Origin of the sequence: Actinokineospora fastidiosa, from assembly GCF_014648415.1 — a bacterium.
GTDB lineage: Bacteria > Actinomycetota > Actinomycetes > Mycobacteriales > Pseudonocardiaceae > Actinokineospora > Actinokineospora fastidiosa.
On the sequence record NZ_BMRB01000002.1, the window covers coordinates 1,083,699 to 1,100,415 of the forward strand.

Annotated in this window: 17 protein-coding genes; 10 read left to right on the forward strand and 7 right to left on the reverse strand. The window is 72.8% G+C overall.

The genetic code is table 11. The features are described from left to right. Window positions 1-106 precede the first annotated feature (106 nt). The 4 genes from IEY98_RS14880 to IEY98_RS14895 all read left to right on the forward strand — a co-directional run bounded on the left by IEY98_RS14880 (window position 107) and on the right by IEY98_RS14895 (window position 2,687). Window positions 107-577, forward strand: a complete 471-nt coding sequence (locus tag IEY98_RS14880) for a YcxB family protein (RefSeq protein ID WP_189211018.1) — start codon at window positions 107-109, stop codon at window positions 575-577. 11 nt (window positions 578-588) lie between these two features. Next, a complete protein-coding gene (locus IEY98_RS14885) occupies window positions 589-1,383 on the forward strand; it encodes an Rv1486c family protein (RefSeq protein ID WP_189211019.1) in 795 nt (264 codons plus the stop codon). Beyond that, complete coding sequence (locus IEY98_RS14890) at window positions 1,377-1,949, forward strand: ASCH domain-containing protein (RefSeq protein ID WP_189211020.1); 573 nt, start codon at window positions 1,377-1,379, stop codon at window positions 1,947-1,949. The genes IEY98_RS14885 and IEY98_RS14890 overlap by 7 nt, the downstream gene beginning before the upstream one ends. 168 nt (window positions 1,950-2,117) lie before the next feature. After that, a complete protein-coding gene (locus IEY98_RS14895; RefSeq protein WP_189211021.1) occupies window positions 2,118-2,687 on the forward strand; it encodes a hypothetical protein in 570 nt (189 codons plus the stop codon). A 247-nt stretch (window positions 2,688-2,934) separates the two neighbouring features. On the opposite strand, the gene IEY98_RS14900 is transcribed toward IEY98_RS14895, so the two are convergent. Further along, entirely contained in the window at window positions 2,935-3,543 is a 609-nt protein-coding gene (locus IEY98_RS14900) for a TetR/AcrR family transcriptional regulator (protein ID WP_189211022.1), read from the reverse strand. A gap of 52 nt (window positions 3,544-3,595) precedes the next feature. On the opposite strand from IEY98_RS14900, the gene IEY98_RS14905 reads away from it, so the two are divergent. Together IEY98_RS14905 and IEY98_RS14910 are read left to right on the forward strand one after the other, a co-directional pair. Next, the gene (locus IEY98_RS14905; RefSeq protein WP_229786919.1) at window positions 3,596-4,444 is read left to right on the forward strand and encodes an SDR family NAD(P)-dependent oxidoreductase; all 849 of its coding nucleotides are present in this window, start codon (window positions 3,596-3,598) and stop codon (window positions 4,442-4,444) included. Then, window positions 4,408-5,988 carry an AMP-binding protein gene (locus tag IEY98_RS14910; RefSeq protein WP_189211023.1) on the forward strand — a complete coding sequence of 527 codons (1,581 nt, stop codon included), beginning with the start codon at window positions 4,408-4,410 and terminating at the stop codon, window positions 5,986-5,988. Before IEY98_RS14905 ends, IEY98_RS14910 begins: the two co-directional genes overlap by 37 nt. Here IEY98_RS14910 and IEY98_RS14915 read toward each other — a convergent pair. From IEY98_RS14915 to fabG, 3 genes are read right to left on the reverse strand one after another with little or no spacing between them, the layout of a single operon-like run. Beyond that, window positions 5,985-7,004 carry a ferrochelatase gene (locus IEY98_RS14915; protein ID WP_189211024.1) on the reverse strand — a complete coding sequence of 340 codons (1,020 nt, stop codon included), beginning with the start codon at window positions 7,002-7,004 and terminating at the stop codon, window positions 5,985-5,987. The two genes, IEY98_RS14910 and IEY98_RS14915, sit on opposite strands and share 4 nt — an antisense overlap. After that, entirely contained in the window at window positions 7,001-7,768 is a 768-nt protein-coding gene (fabI, locus tag IEY98_RS14920) for an enoyl-ACP reductase FabI (RefSeq protein WP_189211025.1), read from the reverse strand. Before fabI ends, IEY98_RS14915 begins: the two co-directional genes overlap by 4 nt. 31 nt (window positions 7,769-7,799) lie before the next feature. Beyond that, window positions 7,800-8,504 (reverse strand): 3-oxoacyl-[acyl-carrier-protein] reductase, encoded by a 705-nt coding sequence (gene fabG / locus IEY98_RS14925; RefSeq protein WP_189211026.1) that lies wholly within the window; start codon window positions 8,502-8,504, stop codon window positions 7,800-7,802. A 140-nt stretch (window positions 8,505-8,644) separates the two neighbouring features. On the opposite strand from fabG, the gene IEY98_RS14930 reads away from it, so the two are divergent. Continuing rightward, entirely contained in the window at window positions 8,645-9,841 is a 1,197-nt protein-coding gene (locus tag IEY98_RS14930; RefSeq protein ID WP_189211027.1) for a PP2C family protein-serine/threonine phosphatase, read from the forward strand. 1 nt (window position 9,842) lies between these two features. Here IEY98_RS14930 and IEY98_RS14935 read toward each other — a convergent pair whose 3' ends face one another. After that, on the reverse strand, window positions 9,843-10,448 hold the full coding sequence (locus IEY98_RS14935) for a hypothetical protein (RefSeq protein WP_189211028.1): 606 nt from the start codon (window positions 10,446-10,448) through the stop codon (window positions 9,843-9,845). A gap of 178 nt (window positions 10,449-10,626) precedes the next feature. Between IEY98_RS14935 and IEY98_RS14940 the strand changes: the two genes are divergently transcribed. The 3 genes from IEY98_RS14940 to IEY98_RS14950 all read left to right on the forward strand — a co-directional run bounded on the left by IEY98_RS14940 (window position 10,627) and on the right by IEY98_RS14950 (window position 12,365). Continuing rightward, window positions 10,627-11,334 carry an ESX secretion-associated protein EspG gene (locus IEY98_RS14940; RefSeq protein WP_268244595.1) on the forward strand — a complete coding sequence of 236 codons (708 nt, stop codon included), beginning with the start codon at window positions 10,627-10,629 and terminating at the stop codon, window positions 11,332-11,334. A gap of 97 nt (window positions 11,335-11,431) precedes the next feature. Then, complete coding sequence (locus IEY98_RS14945; protein WP_189211030.1) at window positions 11,432-11,806, forward strand: hypothetical protein; 375 nt, start codon at window positions 11,432-11,434, stop codon at window positions 11,804-11,806. Window positions 11,807-11,819: 13 nt separating this feature from the next. Next, window positions 11,820-12,365, forward strand: coding sequence for a DUF3558 family protein (locus IEY98_RS14950; RefSeq protein ID WP_189211031.1), 546 nt, complete (start codon window positions 11,820-11,822; stop codon window positions 12,363-12,365). 1,978 nt (window positions 12,366-14,343) lie between these two features. On the opposite strand, the gene IEY98_RS14955 is transcribed toward IEY98_RS14950, so the two are convergent. Further along, complete coding sequence (locus IEY98_RS14955) at window positions 14,344-15,474, reverse strand: S1 family peptidase (protein WP_229786920.1); 1,131 nt, start codon at window positions 15,472-15,474, stop codon at window positions 14,344-14,346. A 257-nt stretch (window positions 15,475-15,731) separates the two neighbouring features. Continuing rightward, entirely contained in the window at window positions 15,732-16,715 is a 984-nt protein-coding gene (locus tag IEY98_RS14960) for a VWA domain-containing protein (RefSeq protein WP_189211805.1), read from the reverse strand. Between the last annotated feature and the right edge of the window lie 2 nt (window positions 16,716-16,717).

Here is a 16,717-nt window from a genome sequence, read left to right on the forward strand (position 1 = left end):
CAGGCGACGTAAACCGAGGTCGAGGTGTCACTCCAGCCCCGTGGCCGGTGCCGCCCCCGGGCAGGGGCGACACCGGCACGGCGTGGTCTCCCGGATAATCGCGCCCATGCGACTGCAATGGCGACCCGAACCCGCCGACTGGGCCGACGCGGTGCGCACCATGGTCCCGTTCACCCGGTGGTCGCCGTGGTTCGCCGCGGCGCTCGGGGTGTTCTCCGCGGTGCTGATCGTCATCGGGCAGCCGCTGCCGGGGGTGTTCGGGGTGGTGTGCGCGGTGCTCATCGCGGCGCTGCCCGGGGTGGGGGCCCGGCTGGCGTTCAACCGCAACCCCATCGCGGGCCGGACGGTGACCGCCGAGGTCGACGGCGGGCACATCCGGATGATGACCGTGGACGGCACCGCGCACAGCGACCTCGCCGTCGCCGACCTCGCCGGGTGGGCCGAGACGGAGCGCAACTTCGTGCTGCGCACGGCCGAGGGCGGCGTGCACCCGGTGCCCGGCCGCGCCTTCGACAGCACCGAGGACATCGACGCGTTCCGCGACCTGTTGTCCAAGGCGCTCGGGCGACCAGCGTAGGCTCACTCCCCGTGTCATCTCCGAGTGCGACTTTCGCGGTCTGGGTCTCGGCGTGGCTGCCCGGCTCCGCGGCATCCGACGACGTGCTCGACGCCTTGGGCCACTGGTCGGAACTGCACGACGTGGTCGCCGTCGACGAACCCACCGCGACCGAACTGGACCTCCCCGTGCGCGGCGAGGCGGGCGCGCCCGTCGCGTCCCTGCTGACCGCGCTGCGCCGGGTCAACTCCACCAGCGTCCGGCTCGTCCTGCCGGTGCCCGGCGACGTGCGCGGGCTGGGCACGCGCAGCGAGTTCGCCGGGACCGCGCTGCACGCGGGCGAGGCCGTCGTCATCGACGGCACCGGCTACGGCCTGGTCCCCGAGCCCATCGCCGACGGCGTCCTGCGCTGGACCGCGTTCCCGACCGGCGAGACGGCGGGCGTCGAGCACCTGCCGCTCGGCGAGGCCGAGCACGAGCTGACCGGCGCGATGCGGGTGGCCGCGGGCGTGCTGACCGAGCTGGGCGTGGCCAAGCACCGCGCGGGCGTCCGCGAGGAGATCACCGCGCGGATCGCGCACCGGGCCGCCGCCGTGTGGCCGGAGGGCACCCCGCCGCGCTCGCTGCGGGTGCTGCAGCGGGCCAACGAGGTGGCGACGATCCTCGACCTGGCCGCGGAGGACGCCCCGGGCAGCGCGGTCTCGTCGTCGGCGGCCCGCAAGCGCGCCGAGGCGCTGCGCCCGCTCAACGACGCCGTCCGGCTGGCCAGGCTGGCGGCGGTGCAGGAGGCGGTCCGCGTGTTCTCCGATCACGCGGACCAGTGCTGATCCCGGCCCGCTGGGCCGAGCCGATCCGCTCCGGGCGGGTCACCGTCCTCTTCCGCCGCTGGAAGTCCCCTCGGGTCGTCGCGGGCCGCGTCTACCGCACGACGGTGGGCAGGCTCGCGGTGGACTCCGTCGACGTCGTCAGGCGGATCACGGTCCGCGACGCGCGCGCGGCGGGCTACCGCACTCCCGACGACGCCGCCGCCGACCTGCGCGGCGACGAGACCACCCCGCTGTACCGCATCCGCGTCCACCCGGTCGCCGGGCCCGACCCGCGCGCCGAGCTGGCCGAGACCGCCGACCTCACGGCCGAGGACATCGCGGCCATCACCGCGCGCCTCGACCGCCTCGACAGCGCCGCCGCGCACGGTCCCTGGACGCGGCAGACCCTGCGGCTCATCGCCGACCGTCCGGAGGTGCGCGCGGCCGACCTCGCCGCGGCCGTCGGCCGGGAGACGCTGCCGTTCAAGACCGACGTGCGCAAGCTGAAGAACCTGGGCCTGACGCTGTCCCTGGAGGTCGGCTACCGGCTCTCCCCGCGCGGCGCGCGCCTGCTCAATTCCCTTTAAATCTCAACGAATACCACCGCACACCTGGGCGTTCCCGAGTGGACCCCGACCATGATCATCGGCCGGATGGCCGATAAGACAGTGCTATGGGTCATTGGGATGAGCCAGGCGCTTGCGACTCCCCGATAGTGGTCACACTGAACCACACGCTGTTACCGGAGTCACACCATGACCGCTGAGCTCGTCGACCACAGGCCCGCGCTGCCGCGCCCGCCGGTGTTGGATGGCGCGCACCTGGGTGCGCTGCAGATGGTCGCCCGCGGCGAGGTCGGCGGGTACGGCGTGAACGCGGTGCTGCGGCACCGCACGGACGACCTGTCCGCCCTGATGGTGGGCGCGCTGTTCACCCTCAGGAGGGACGGGTTCATCGCTCTGGGCAGCATCGTCGACCCGCACGACGGGTGGGTCACGGCGGAGCTGACGTCGGCGGGCAACCGGCTGATGGAGATCTGGCTGCGCCGCGGCAGGCGCACGCCGGACGAGGTCGCCCGGCACCGGGACTGGTTCGTGCTGCTGCGCTGCGCGCACCGGGGCGAGCTGGGCCTGACCGAGAAGAACCAGATCACCGGGCGCGGGCTGCCGCCCGACACCGACCTGACCGCCCGCGCCCGCGAGCTGGTCAGCGCGGGCCACCTGGTGGTCGGCTCGCTGAAACTGCGCGACTGCAGGCTGGTCACCCTGAGCGAGACCGGCAGGCAGCTGCACAACCGGCTCGACCTGTCCGAGCCGAGAGGGTGAGCGGGATGCCCTCGATCGTCCCCGATCCACGCGGAGAGGTGTGCTGGGGAACCAGCGCCGTGTACCGCGGACGGGCACACCTGGTCCCAACTCACCGCACGGCTGGTCTGTGCGGCATGCCGGTGGACGCGCGCTGCGTACAGCGCCCCGCCGAGCGAGTGGTGTGCCCCGAGTGCGCTATCGCGTACGTCGCGGCGGTGTTCCCCATGCCAGCGCCGGACCTACGGCACGAGGTCCGGTTGCGCGCCTAGCCGCCTTCTGGTGGCGGGGCGGTTCCCTGCACCGCCCCGCCACCCTCCTCGCTCAGCAGCCCCATCGCGGCACGCGTCAGCTCGATGAGGCTGTCCGCGGTCACCGTCGGGTCGATCACCCGGCGCGTGGCCAAACCAATCGCCAGGTTCACGGCCGCGTCGACGAGGGTGCGGACCGGGATGGGCCCGCGCAGCCCGCGCCGCTCGACCGCCTCGGTGAGCGTGTCGACGAGCGCGCGGCGCCGGTCGGCCTCGGCGCGGACGAGAGCCGCGTCACCCCGGACGTCGAGCGCGAACTCCAGTTCCAGCCGCGGCCAGCCCGACGCCATCGCCGCCGAGGTCCAGTCGGCGAGGCCCTGGACGGGGTCGGCGCTGTCGATCACGGCGGCCAGCTCGGCCAGCCGCTCGGCCTGGATCTCCTGCAGCACGACCAGCGCGAGCTGGGCCTTCCCGTCGAAGTTCGAGTAGACCGCGCCGGTGGTGAACCCGGACTCGGCGGCGATCCTGGCGATCGAGGTCGCCTGGTAGCCGTCGCGGAGGAACAGCTCGCGGGCGGTGCTGATCAGCGCGGCGCGGTTGCGGGTGCGGCTCTCCTCCCGGCGCATGCGGCGATCCTAGTCGTTGACAGACTCCGGATAAGGGCGCTATCCAGATAACGTGATTATCCGCGATGGCACGCTGGCCGCCAGGATCAGCCGCAGCAGGCTGGCCGGAGCGCTGATGAGCCCGCGCGGCGGGGTCGGCGTCGAGGAGCTGCGGGGCGCGGTCGAGGGCCGGACGGTCCTCATCACCGGCGCGTCGTACGGGCTGGGCGCGGCGACGGCCCGGATGCTGGCGGACGCGGGCGCGACCGTGCTGATGACCGCCCGGACCGCGGCGGCGCTCGCCGAGGTCGCGGGCGGGCGAGGCCACTGCTACCCGGCCGACCTCAGCGACCCGGCGGCGGTCGGCGAGCTGGCGGCGCGCGTGCTGGCCGAGCACGGGCCGCCGGACGTCGTGGTCAGCAACGCGGGCAAGTCGATCCGGCGGACGCTGGCGGCGAGCCGGTTCCACGACTTCCAGCGCACGATGGCGGTCAACTACCTCGGCCCGGTCCGGCTCCTGCTCGACCTGCTGCCCGCCATGCGCGCCCGGGGCAGCGGGCACCTGGTCAACGTCTCGACCATCGGCGTCCAGGTGCCGCCGGGGCCGCGGTGGGCGGCCTACCAGGCGTCCAAGAGCGCCTTCGACGTGTTCTTCCGGTCGGCGGCGCTGGAGGCGGCCGCGGACGGGATCACCGCCACCTCGGTCTACATGGGACTCATCCGGACCAGGATGAGCGCGCCGACGGCGTCGCTGGCCAACGCGCCGGGGCAGTCGGCCGACGAGGCGGCGGGCGTGCTCGCCCGGGCGATCGCCCGGCGGCCTGCCAAGATCAGCCCCTGGTGGGCGGACCTGGCCGAACTCGGCGCGGCGGTGTCGCGTCGTCCATGGGAGGCGGCGGTGCGGTGGAGGCCCAGGAGATGAACACGGTCGCGCTGCTCGGCCATGCCGCGCGCGTCTTCACGGGCGCCGGTCTGGTGCGCCCCCAGCACTTGGGCGCGATGCTGCGCGCGTTGCGGATGACCGGGCCCACGCCCGCGACCCTGCTGCGCATCGCGGCGGCGCACCACCCGGACGCCCCGGGGGTGATCGACGACGCCGGGATGATGACGTTCGGCGAGCTCGACGACGCCGCCGCCCGGCTCGCGGCGGGACTGGCGGGCGAGTACGGCATCCGTCCACAGTCGACGATCGCGGTGCTGTGCCGCAACCACCGCGGGTTCGTGCTCGCGACCGCGGCCGCGGGCAGGCTCGGCGCGAACCTGGTGTACCTCAACACCGAGTTCGGCGAGGCGCAGGTCGGCGCGGCCTGCGAGGCGACGCGCGCGGACGTGCTGATCGCCGACGACGAGTTCCCCGCCCCGATCGGCGTCCCGGTGGCGTACGAGTCCGTTGTGGCCCGTCTGGCCGCCGGTCCGCCGCCGGTGCGCGAGTCGCGGGTGCGGCCGGGGCGGATCACGCTGCTGACGTCCGGCACCACCGGCACGCCCAAGGGCGCGCCCCGCACGCCGACCGCGCTCGGGATGCTGGGCCCGGCCGTGACCCTGATCGAACGCGCGCGGCTGCGGGTCGGCGAGCCCATGCTCATCGCGCCGCCGCTGTTCCACGGCTTCGGCCTGGCGACCTGGGCGCTGGCGGTGCTGCTGCGCTCCCCCATCGTGCTGCGCCGCCGGTTCGACGCCGAGGCGCTGCTGGCCGACGTCGAGCGCCACGGGGTGGCGTTCGTGGCGGCCGTGCCGATCATGCTGCACCGGATCCTGGCGCTGCCGCCCGAGGTGCGCTCCGCCTACACCACCCCGGCCCTGCGCGCCGTGCTGTCCGGCGGCTCCGCGCTGCGCCCGGAGCTGGCCGAGCGCTTCCGCGCCGAGTTCGGCGAAGTGCTGCTGAACGGCTACGGCTCCAGCGAGATCGGCATCGCGGCCGTGGCGGGTCCGGCCGACCTGCGCGCCGCCGCGGGCACCGTCGGCCGCCCCAGCCTCGGCGTCCCGGTGCGCGTGCTGGACGAGCAGCGGCGGCCCGTCCCGGCGGGCGTGGCGGGCACCGTCTTCGTCGGCGGGCCCCTGGTCTTCGACGGCTACACCGGCGGCGGCACCAAGGAGGTCGTCGACGGCCTCATGAACACCGGCGACACCGGCCACCTCGACCCCGACGGCCGCCTGCACATCCACGGCCGCGCCGACGACATGATCATCTCCGGCGGGGAGAACGTGTACCCGCAGGAGGTCGAGGACGCCCTGGCCCGCCACCCCGCCGTCGCCGACGTCGCCGTGTTCGGCACGGACGACCCGGAGTTCGGCCAACGCCTCGTGGCCTACGTGGTGCCACGGGGAGAGCAGCCGGACCCGGCCGACCTGTCCCACCACGTCCGCACGGCCCTCGCCCGCTACAAGGTGCCCCGCGACTACGTCTTCCTCCCGGAACTGCCGAGGACCGCGACGGGCAAGGTCCGCAGGAGCGAGCTGCCCTAGCGCCTGCGGGCCGGTTCGCAGCAGGCGGTGGCGCAGGGGGCGCCGTTGAGGGTGCAGCCCGCCGCCGGGAAGGGCGACAGCTTGCGGGGTTCGGCGGCGTCGAGGTGTTCGCGGATCAGTTCGACCACCAGGTCGGCGAAGCGGGGGTCGGCGCCGGGGGTGGCGGCGCGGGCGAAGGCCATGCCCAGGGACTCGGCCTTCGCGCGGGCCTCCGTGTCGAGGTCCCAGACGACCTCGAGGTGGTCGCTCACGAACCCGATCGGGCTCACGACGACCGACCGGACGCCCTCGGCGTGCAGGGCCTCGATGTGGTCGACGATGTCCGGCTCGAGCCACGGCACCTGCGGCGGGCCCGAGCGCGACTGCCACACCACGTCGTGCTTCACGACGCCCAGCGACTCCGCGACCAGGCGGGACGCCTCGGCGATCTGGCGGGAGTAACGCCTGCCGCCCTCCTCCGGCGGCCCCGACGCGAGGTCGGCGGACTCCGGGACGGAGTGCGCGGTGAAGACCAGCCGGTACTCCTGCGGCGCGACCGCGCGGACGGCGTACGCCGCCGCCGCGACGAACAGCGGGTGGTCGAAGAAGTGGCGCAGCTTCAGCAGGTCCGGGGCGTCGGCGACGGCCGCGCGGGCGCGGCTGATGTCCTCGTCGTACTGCCTGCACGCCGAATAGCCGCCGTAGGCGCTGGTGGGGAACACCAAAGCGCTGCGGACGCCGTCGGCGGCCATCCGCGCGACGGTGTCCTCGACCATCGGGTGCCAGTTGCGGTTGCCGAAGTAGACCGGCAGCTCGATCCCGGCACGCGCCAACGCGGCCTCCACGGCCTCGATCGCGGCCCGGTTGAGGGCGTTGATCGGGGAGACGCCGCCGAAGTGCTGGTAGTGCGCCTCGACCTCGTCGAGGCGCTCCGGGGGCACGCCCCGGCCCCGGGTGACGTTCTCCAGGAACGGCCGGACGTCGGCGGGCGATTCCGGCCCGCCGAACGACAGCCAGAGCAGCGCGTCGGCCATCACATGCCCAGCGCGTGGACACCGCCGTCGACCCACACCATGGAGCCGGTGGTCGCGGGCAGCCAGTCCGACAGCAGCGCGCACACCGACTTGGCGACCGGCTCGGCGTCGTTGACGTCCCAGCCGAGCGGGGCGCGCGCCCCCCAGGCGTCCTCCAGCTCGCCGAAGCCCGGGATCGACTTGGCGGCCATCGTGCGGACCGGACCGGCGGCGACGAGGTTGACCCGCACCCCCTTCGGGCCCAGCTCGCGCGCCAGGTAGCGGTTGGTCGACTCGAAGGCGGCCTTGGCCACGCCCATCCAGTTGTAGGCAGGCCAGGCGACGCGGGCGTCGAAGTCCAGGCCGACGACGGACGACCCGGGGCCCATCAGCGGCAGCGCGGCGGCGGTCAGCGACTTCAGCGAGTACGCCGAGACCTCCAGCGCGACGGCCACGTCGGACCACGGCGCGTCCATGAACGGCGCGCCCAGGCAGGTCTGCGGGGCGAAGCCGATGGCGTGCACGACGCCGTCGAGGCCGTCGACGTGCTCGCGGACCCGGTCGGCCAGCGTCGCCAGGTGCTCGTCGTTCTGCACGTCCAGCTCGATCACCGGCGCGGGCTGGGGCAGCCGCCGGGCGATCCGCTCGACCAGGCTGAGCCTGCCGTACCCGGTCAGCACGACGGTGGCGCCCTGCTCCTGGGCGACGCGGGCCACGTGGAAGGCGATGGACGAGTCGGTGATCACGCCGGTGATCAGCAGCCGCTTGCCCGCGAGCAGTCCGGTCATCTGGTGCTTGTTCTCCTTGATCGGGGTGGCGTCAGTGGCCCATGCCGAGGCCGCCGTCGACGGGCAGCACGGCTCCGGTGATGTAGGCGGCGGCGTCGGAGGCCAGGAAGGTGACCGCGGCGGCGATCTCGTCGGTGCTGCCGTAGCGGCCCGCCGGGACGGAGGCGAGGATCTGCTTGCGGCGCTCCTCGGTCAGCTGCTCGGTCATGTCGGTGGCCACGAAGCCGGGCGCGACGACGTTGGCGGTGATGTTGCGCCCGCCCAGCTCGCGCGCGATGGACCGGGCCATGCCGATCATGCCGGACTTGCTGGCGGCGTAGTTGACCTGCCCCGGCGAGCCCAGCATGCCCACGACGGAGGAGATGTAGACGATGCGGCCGAACCGCGCCTTGAGCATGTTGCGGGTGGCCCGCTTGGTGACCCGCCACGCGCCGGTCAGGTTGGCGTCGATGACGCGGGTGAACTGCTCCTCGTCCATCCGCATGAGGAGGGTGTCGTCGGTGATGCCCGCGTTGGCGATGAGCACCTCGACCGGGCCGTGGGCGTCCTCGACCTCGGCGAAGGCGGCGTCGACGGAGGCGGCGTCGGTGACGTCGCAGCGCACGCCGAACAGCCCATCGGGCGCGCCGGAACCACGGTGCGTGACGGCCACCTTGTCCCCCTGCTCGGCGAACGCGCGGGCGATCGCCAGCCCGATGCCCCGGTTGCCGCCGGTGACCAGTACCGACCGTCCCATCAGTCTCCCCATCCTGGCGCGTGCGCTCGAACGCCAGTGAGGCTATCGGCTACCGCTGCGTAACCGCTGACGCCCCCGGCGAGGTCTTGGTCACCGGCTCACCCGGCGGGGCGGGTGCCGCGCGGCTAGCGTGGACGACCATGGCCGGAGATCACGCCACCTGGTGCGAGGTGCTGGCCGAGATCATCGACACCGCGCACCTGGCGACCGCGGACGACCTCGACGACCTCGTGCGGGCGGCGTGCCTGCGGGCGGGCATCGGGATCGACATGTACCTGGTCGACATCCCCGAGCGCTCGCTGCGGCCGCTGGGCCCCGGGGAGCCGATCGCGGTGGACGACTCGCCAGCGGGCCGGGCGTTCCAGTTCACCGACATCATCGCCGACGACGAGCCGGGGGCGGTCTGGGCGCCGATGGTCGACGGCACCCACCGGATCGGGGTGGCGCTGCTGCGCCTGCCCTCCGGCGACGACCCCGAGGACGCGGGCACGCGGGCCCGGTGCTGGACGCTGGTCGGGCTCCTCGGCCACCTGGTGATGGCGAAGTCGCCGTACAGCGACGCCTTCCACCGGCTGCGCCGCACGCGGCCGTTCACCGTGGCGGGCGAGTTGCTGGGCCAGTTGCTGCCGCCGCGGACCTTCGCCAGCCAGGACCTCGTCGTCACGGCCGTCATGGAGCCGTTCGACCAGGCGGGCGGGGACGGTTTCGACTACGCGGTGGACGACCACCACGCGTATCTCGCGGTGTTCGACTCCACCGGCCACGACCTGCACGCGGGCCTGATCACGACGGCGGTCCTGGCCGCCACCCGCAACGCCCGGCGCGGGCACGCGGACCTGTCCGGCATCGCCGCGGCGGCCGATGACGTCCTGCGCAACGAGTTGCCCACCGGCGGGTTCTCGACGGCCGTGCTGGCCACCGTCGACCTCGGCACCGGCACGCTGCGCTACCTGCTCGCTGGCCACCCGCCGCCGGTCCTGCTGCGCGACGGGCACCTGGTCGACATCGACACGCCGAGCCCGCGCCCGCCGCTGGGCGTGCGGGCGGCGCGGCCCACGAGCGGGATCGGCGAGGTGACCCTGCGCCCCCAGGACCGCGTCCTGCTGTACACCGACGGCGTCACCGAGGCGCGCAGCCCCGGCAACGAGTTCTTCGGCCTGGACCGCCTGGTGGCGCTTACCGAGCGGCACGAGATCGCGGGGCTGTCGCCACCGGAAACCCTGCGCCGCATCATCCACGAGGTGATGGACCACCAACACGGCACGCTCCAGGACGACGCGACGCTCATGTTGCTGGAGTGGGCAACCCAGGCCCCGGCCCGCCTCCTCCCCGCCTGACTCAGGGCTCCGGGAACAGGACGGCGACCTCGGCGACGGTGGTCAGGAGGTCGCGGTCGACCGCGCCGGAGACGGCCTCGGTCTCGGCGATGACGACCGACGTGCCCTGGACGCGGGAGTCGTAGTGGTGGCCGGTGAAGGTGACGCCGGGGGCGGGCGGGCGGATGTCGCCGTTGCCGTGGATCCGGTGCAGCGCGCGGAAGTCCTCCGCCTGACCCCGGGTGCGGAAGCCGACCCAGACGACGGAGACGGCGACGACGGCGCCGTTGTCGAGGGTGAGCGGGTAGAGCTTGCGGTCGAGGGAGCGGCAGGGGGTGCGCAGGAAGAAGGTGCGGATGTCCCCGAAGGCGGCGGCCGCGCAGTCGGCGCCGGAGCGCTTGACGGTCTTGCCCACCCGCATGCCCAGTCGCGACCACGCGTTGCCCTTGTCCGACTTAGCGGCCTTCTTGGCGTCGGCAGCGCGTGCGGTGACGCCCGAGCCCGCGCTCACCAGCCCCCCGGAGTGGGCCGCCCCGACGGCGAGGACGGCGCCGACGAGCACCGCGCCCGCCCTGCGCGGCCCCTTGTCCGAGCCGCCACCGGCCCCGCCGATCCGCCTACCCGCCATTCCGTCCCCCTTGCCGTTTCGGATGCTCCGGTCTAGCGGATGTCGGGCGCGAAGGGAATGAATGTCGAAGAACTGTCAACTCTTTGGCTGGAGGGAAAACGGTCAACCCACCCGTCCAGGTGAATCTCCCGCGTCCCGCGCGAACGGGCTGACATGATCATTCGGTGGCTCGACTGGACTGCTCGTTCGCGGAACTGGACGCCATCGGCGCCGCACTCGGCGTCACCCTGTGGCGATTCCCGTTCACCACCCCATGCTTCGGCGGACTCGGCCGGGAAGCGCGTTTCGCCGCCGTCAAGACCGCTTTGGAAGCGCGCGTCTCATCAGCGGCACGCGCTTCACCGCTGAACTTGAAGAAACCCTCACCACATTCGCGACCGCTCCGGTGACTATCGCCATCACCGGAATGGCGGACCGCAGGCCGATCATCGCGGCCGTCGCCGTCCATGGAAAGCGAGCAATCCTCGCCGTACAAAGCGAATCCCGCATCGCCTACACACCCGTGACGGCCGAAGGCGCTCCCCGCGCCGCCGTCGGCCTCCTCCCGGCCCTGCGCCCCGGTCCGGGCGGTTCCATCACCTTCACCACCGGCCGCGAACCCGCCGCCCACACCTATCTCCGAGCGGCCCCCTCCGCCGCCGACCCGGCCAGTCGCGCTGCCCAAGCCCTGCTGTCCCGCCCACGCCTGGGCGGCGGCAGTTTCCTCATCAGCACAACGACTCCACGCCTCCCACCCGACTCCATCTCCTGGCTCGACACCGATGCGGGCAGACACGCCGTCACCACCACCCCCTCCCCCGACGGCGCCCTCCACACCACCTACACCCCCGCCGACCAGGCCAGGATCAGCCACCTGATCGCTCGATCCCTCACCAAGTTCACCTGACCGGCCCAGAACCACTCCGTCGCCGAACTCGTCCAATCCAGCGACCACCCCATCACTCACTGCTACAGTCCACCCGGGGAACCGAGGGGGAACGCGAATGTTTGCCATCCACGGAATGCACCAAGTCGCCACCGACCTGGCCTGGGCATCCAGCCAGGGCTTCACCTTCTCCGGCCCAGGCGCTCAAGCCCTCCGCGCCGCCGTCACGGAGATGCAGGACAAGGTCAACTACATGCTCACCGAGGCCGTTTACCTCAGCGAGGAACCACTGCTCGGTCAGACACCCGCGGCCCAGGTCTACAAACCGTTCATGGCTTCCGTCGCGACCGATTCCACCCAGGGGTTCATCCCCTTCCTGAAGTCCCTCCAAGAAGACCTGGCCAGCATCGAGGCTTCACTGAAGGCCTCGACGGGCGCCTACACCGAAGGTGACCAGAATGCCGCACAGGACATCGCCGACGCAGGCATGTGAAAGAGGAACCCCAGTGATCTCGCGTGTTCGCGCCGTCATTGCCACAGCGGCGTTGGCCTTCATCGCCTCGTGCGGCACCAGTTCGCCTGGGGAACCCGTCCCCGGGCCGAACACCGCTGAGCGGACGAGCACGCAGAGCACGTCCGCGGAGCCGACGACCGAGCGAGCCACGACGCTGGCCGACATGAGTCCGTGCGATCTCCTCACCTCGGACGACCGGCAGACGCTCGGCGTCACGAAGGTGGAGGGGGAGGCCCAGACGGGAAGCGCCCGGATCTGCACGGCTCATACGGCAGCGGGTACGACCAGCACCGGAATCCGAACCAACGCAGGTCTCGACGGGGTCAGGGCGTCGAACGCGACGGAGACCAGGGTGGGCTCGCACGACGCCAAGATCGCGAAGAACTCCGCCGCCGGGGGATGCACTGTCTATATCGGCGTGTCGGACTCCTCGCGCGTGGACGTCGTCTCTGTCGATCGCCAGGGGGACGTTGAGGAGTCGTGTGCGTTGGCGGAGCGGACGGCGGGGCTCGTTGAGAAGAATCTGCCGGAATCGTAGGGGGGTCGGATGACCGGGGCGGGGCAGCCGAACATCAAGGCGGCGAAGGACCAGTACGGGATCAACGAGTACGGCCGGTCCATGACGGCCGAGGAGATCCGGCAGGAGTTGATCCGGGGCGGGCAGCAGAAGTACGGGCCGTTCCTCGGTCCGCTGGTGGGGTACGTCGACGCGATGTTGCACACCGGGGACCGGCTCGACGCTCAGGCTCGTGGGCTTGCGCAGAACACGCTGACGCGTCAGCCGCCCGGTGCGCCTGCCGTGCACTACGAGGGGATTCCGCACCAGGAGCTGTACGACTCCGTCCACAATGGAGTTGACCCGGGCGCCGTGGGGGCGACGGGGGATCTCTGGGTTCGGCTGGGCAACGACCTCACCACGTTCGGCGACACGGTCGCCAAAGCCATCGCCGACAGCGAGTCCGCATGGACCGGGGAGGCTGCCACCCAGGCTCGTCGGGCGGTCGCCGAGATGGCCAACAGGGCTGGTGAGGCCGGACGGGCCTCACAGCTCGCGGGCACCGTCACCGCTCGGCAGGCCGACGCGCTGGCCAGTGCGAAGGCGAAGGTCCCGCCACCGCCCTATCCGCCCTACGACCCGGTCGCGGCGGCGGCGCAGTTGCAGACGATCACTGATCCGGCGCTGTACAACCAGCAGGCGGCGGCGAATCAGCGGGCGGCGGCGGCTCAGGAGGCGGCGCATCGGGAGGCGGCTGAGGTTGTTCGGGGGTATGACCTGACGTTGGCGGGTAGTGCGGCCACCGCGCCTGCTTTTGCTCCGCCTGCTACGGCCACGCCGCCTCGGGAGGAGCCGCCGGAGGATGATCCCCGTGGCGGCGGCGGGGGTGGGCGTGGGCCTGGGTACGGCGGGGCCGGGGGTGGTGGGCATCAGGGCGGGGAGCCGGTGGGGGTGCCGGGTGGGGGTGGGACGGGGACGTCCGGGTTTGCGGGGACCGGGGTGCCGGGTGGGGTGTCCGGTGGGCCTTATCCCGGGGTCGGTGGGATGCCGCAGGGGGATCCGATCGGGTCGGTCGGGCCCTGGTACGGCGGTCCGGGTGGTCGTGGGGTGGGGCGGGGGCCTGATGGTGCTGGGTCGGGCAGGTCCGGTGGGTCAGGCAGGTCGGGTCGAGCAGGCGGGCTTGGTGGGGCGGGCGGATCGGGTGGAGCGGGCAGGGCGGCTGGGTCTGGTGGGGTCGGCAGGCCGGGGGTCGGGCCTGGTCCGTTGAGTGGTGGGCAGCAAGGGGCTGGTCAGCAGGGTGGGTTCGGGCCTCGGGGCGGGGGTGTGCCCGGTGGTGCGGGGGCTGCGGCGGGGGGCGCCCGCGGGGGCATCGCGGGCGGGCTGGGGGCGGGTGCCGGTCGGGGGCAGGGTGGGGAGGACGGCGAGCACGAGCGCGCCAGCTTCCTCGTCGAGAACGATCCGGATGGGTTGTTCGGCACGGATCAGGTGACCGCGCCGCCCGTCATCGGCGAGTAGAAGGGGCGCCGCTGCGCGGAGTGGCCCGTTGGGCGGGTCGATCCGCTGAGAAGGACGAACTGTCGCGTGGAGCGGCCCGCCGGGCGGAGCGGCCCGCCGGGCGGCGCGACTCGCTGGGACGAGTGGCTGGCTGGGCGAGGGCGACTGCCGGGTACGAGCGACAGCTGGGCGGAGTGACCTGCCGGGGATGAGCGACCTGATAGTCGGAGGGGCCTGCCAGGGGCGGGCCACCTGCCGGGTGAGGCGACCTGCCAGCGGCGAGCGGCCTGCTAGGCGGAGCGACCTGCCAGCGGCGAGCGGCCTGCTAGGCGGAGCGACCTGCCGAGAAGAGTCACCTGCTGGGAAGAGCCGCCCGTTGAGGGTGACCTCCTGGGCGGAGCGGCCTGCCGCAGTGGGCGATCTGTCGTCGGGGAGTAGGTGATCGTGCCGCCTCATCGAGGCGGCTGCGCCACATACACAAGAGGCATGCGGAGGGCGCCGCCCCGGAGGGGGCGGCGCCCTGGGGCTAGCGGGTGACCAGGGTCAGGCCGTAGCGGTTGAGGATCTCGTTGACGGGCTGGAAGTACGTGGTGCCGCCCGACGTGCAGTCGCCTGAGCCGCCGGAGGTGACGCCCTGGGCCTGGTTTCCGCTGATGAACGAGCCGCCCGAGTCGCCGGGTTCGGCGCAGACCGACGTGCGGGTGAGGCCGTAGACGGCGCCCTCGGCGTAGCGGACGGTCTGGTTCTTCGACTGGATGGTGCCGCAGTGCCAGCCCGTGGTCGAGCCCGACCGGCAGACCGACGAGCCCACCGGGGCCTCCTGCGAGCCGCGCACCGACACGCCGTAGCCGTCGTAGCGGTTGACCATGCCCTGCGGGGTCCACGACGAGTTCACGGCCACCACGGCGAGGTCGTCGCCGGGGAAGGACGAGCCGCGGAAGGTGCCCTGGGCGACGCGGTTGGAGCCGGTGGTCGAGGTGCCGACCCGGCCGCAGTGGCCCGCCGTCACGTAGCCGCCCTGCACGGAGAAGCCGACCGAGCAGCGGCCGCCGCTGCCCATGTAGTAGGCGTCGCCGCCGTAGAGGTTGTAGAGGGTGCGCGGGGTCTCGGCCGACTCCACGACCGTGACCGCGGCGCGGTCGGCGCCCGCGCGGGCCACGAAGGACTTCGCCTGGGCGGTGGCGCCCGGGGCGGCGGTGACGGTGACGGTGTTCCGCCGCACGTCGACGTACCAGCCGGTGACGCCCGCCGGGGCGGCGGCGAGCGAGCGGTCCAGGGTGTCGGCGGTCGCGTCGAGCTTGCGGGCGCTGTGCCGGACGACGGCGGCGCGGGCGCCGTCGGCGCGGACGGCGGACGCCTTGCCCGCGTCGGTGACACCGACGACGAGCGTGCCGGACGCGGCGTCGAACCAGGAGCCGCCGAAGGCGTCGGACAGGGTGGCGCGCAGCCTGTCCTCGGTCCTGGCGGCCTTGTCCTCGGCGGCGATCCGGGCGAGCGCGGCGTCCTTCGACAGGCCGAGGTCGCGCTCCATGGCGGCGAGCATCCCCGGCGACGCGGCGGCGGCGAGGTCGGCGGGGGCGGCGGCGAGTGCCGGGAGTGCGGCGACGGAAGCGCCCGCGACGGTGAGCAGGGCCACCGCGACGAGAGTGCGTTTCACGAGTTCTCCATGCGTTGGGTGCAGGGTTTCGATCGGTCCCGCGATGACGGGAACGGCGTTTCCCGCCGTCTGCGAATCTTTCTCGCAACCGACCGACGCCTCGAATACCACCGCAGCGGCGCACGCCCGCACAAGTGCCGGTGTTTACCGGTTTGCCGACTCGACTGTTAACGCGCAGGTAGGAACCGGAATTCGACCATCCCAGCAGGTCAGCGGGTTGACAGAGGGCGACGGAAAGGCCCTGTTAACTGTGGAACCTACGGAAGCCGCTGCCCGACGACCAACGACATCGCCGCCGCCAATACTGCCAACAATGTGCCCATGATGAGCCACGGTCTGCTCGCGTCGGTGAACTTGATCTCATATCCGATCTGTTCGCCGAGGGTGTCGTATACGCTGCGCAGCTGCTCGGCGGTGGCGGCGGTGTAGAAATCGCCGCCGGAGAGCCGGGCTATCTCGCGCATGGCGTCGTCGTCGACCTCGACCGACTGCACGCGGCCCTCGATCTCGACGGTGCCCTGCATCGTGCCGAAGGAGATCGTGGTGATCGGGATGCCCTTGTCCTTCGCCGCGCGGGCCGCGGTGAACGAGCCCCGGGGGTCGTCCTCGAACTCCGTCGGGATCGTCTGCTTCCCGTCCGACATCAGCACGATGCGCGCGGGCGGCGGTCCGTCGGGGCCGCCGACCACCGATGAGAAGCTCTCGATCGACTGCATGGCCGCGAAGATCGCCTCGCCGGTCGCGGTGGACTGGGCGAGCTTGAGGTTGTCGATGGAGTTGACCACGGCCGCGCGCTCGGTCGTCGGGGCCACCAGGACCGTCGCCGTGCCCGCGAAGCTGATCAGGCCCAGGTTCACCCCGGGCGTCAGGCCCTGGACGAACGTGCGCGCCGCCTCCTGCGCTGCCTTGAGCCGCGACGGCGGCACGTCGGTCGCCTCCATGGACAGCGACACGTCGATCACCAGCACGACGGTCGCCCGGTTGCGCGGCACGCGCTGTTCGGCGGTCGGGCCCGCCATCGCGGTCGTGAGCAGCATCAGGGCGATCACCAGGCCGACCGCGGGCACGTGCCGCACCCAGCCCTGCCGCCTCGGCGCGACGCGCTCCAGCAGCTCCAGGTTGGTGAACCGCATGACCCGGCGGCGGCGCGAGCGCTGCACCAGCAGGTAGCCGACCACCAGCGCGGCGACGGCCAGCAGCAGCAGGAACCACCACGGCGCGGTGAACCCGCTCAGGCTCAGGG

Excerpts from the sequence above, each read along its gene's own strand:
- fabI (WP_189211025.1), bottom strand. The coding sequence starts at position 7,768 with ATGACCGGACTGCTCGCGGGCAAGCGGCTGCTGATCACCGGCGTGATC.
- IEY98_RS14930 (WP_189211027.1), top strand. The coding sequence starts at position 8,645 with ATGGCCGGAGATCACGCCACCTGGTGCGAGGTGCTGGCCGAGATCATC.
- IEY98_RS14880 (WP_189211018.1), top strand. The coding sequence starts at position 107 with ATGCGACTGCAATGGCGACCCGAACCCGCCGACTGGGCCGACGCGGTG.
- IEY98_RS14935 (WP_189211028.1), bottom strand. The coding sequence starts at position 10,448 with ATGGCGGGTAGGCGGATCGGCGGGGCCGGTGGCGGCTCGGACAAGGGG.
- fabG (WP_189211026.1), bottom strand. The coding sequence starts at position 8,504 with ATGGGACGGTCGGTACTGGTCACCGGCGGCAACCGGGGCATCGGGCTG.
- IEY98_RS14900 (WP_189211022.1), bottom strand. The coding sequence starts at position 3,543 with ATGCGCCGGGAGGAGAGCCGCACCCGCAACCGCGCCGCGCTGATCAGC.
- IEY98_RS14910 (WP_189211023.1), top strand. The coding sequence starts at position 4,408 with ATGGGAGGCGGCGGTGCGGTGGAGGCCCAGGAGATGAACACGGTCGCG.
- IEY98_RS14945 (WP_189211030.1), top strand. The coding sequence starts at position 11,432 with ATGTTTGCCATCCACGGAATGCACCAAGTCGCCACCGACCTGGCCTGG.
- IEY98_RS14895 (WP_189211021.1), top strand. The coding sequence starts at position 2,118 with ATGACCGCTGAGCTCGTCGACCACAGGCCCGCGCTGCCGCGCCCGCCG.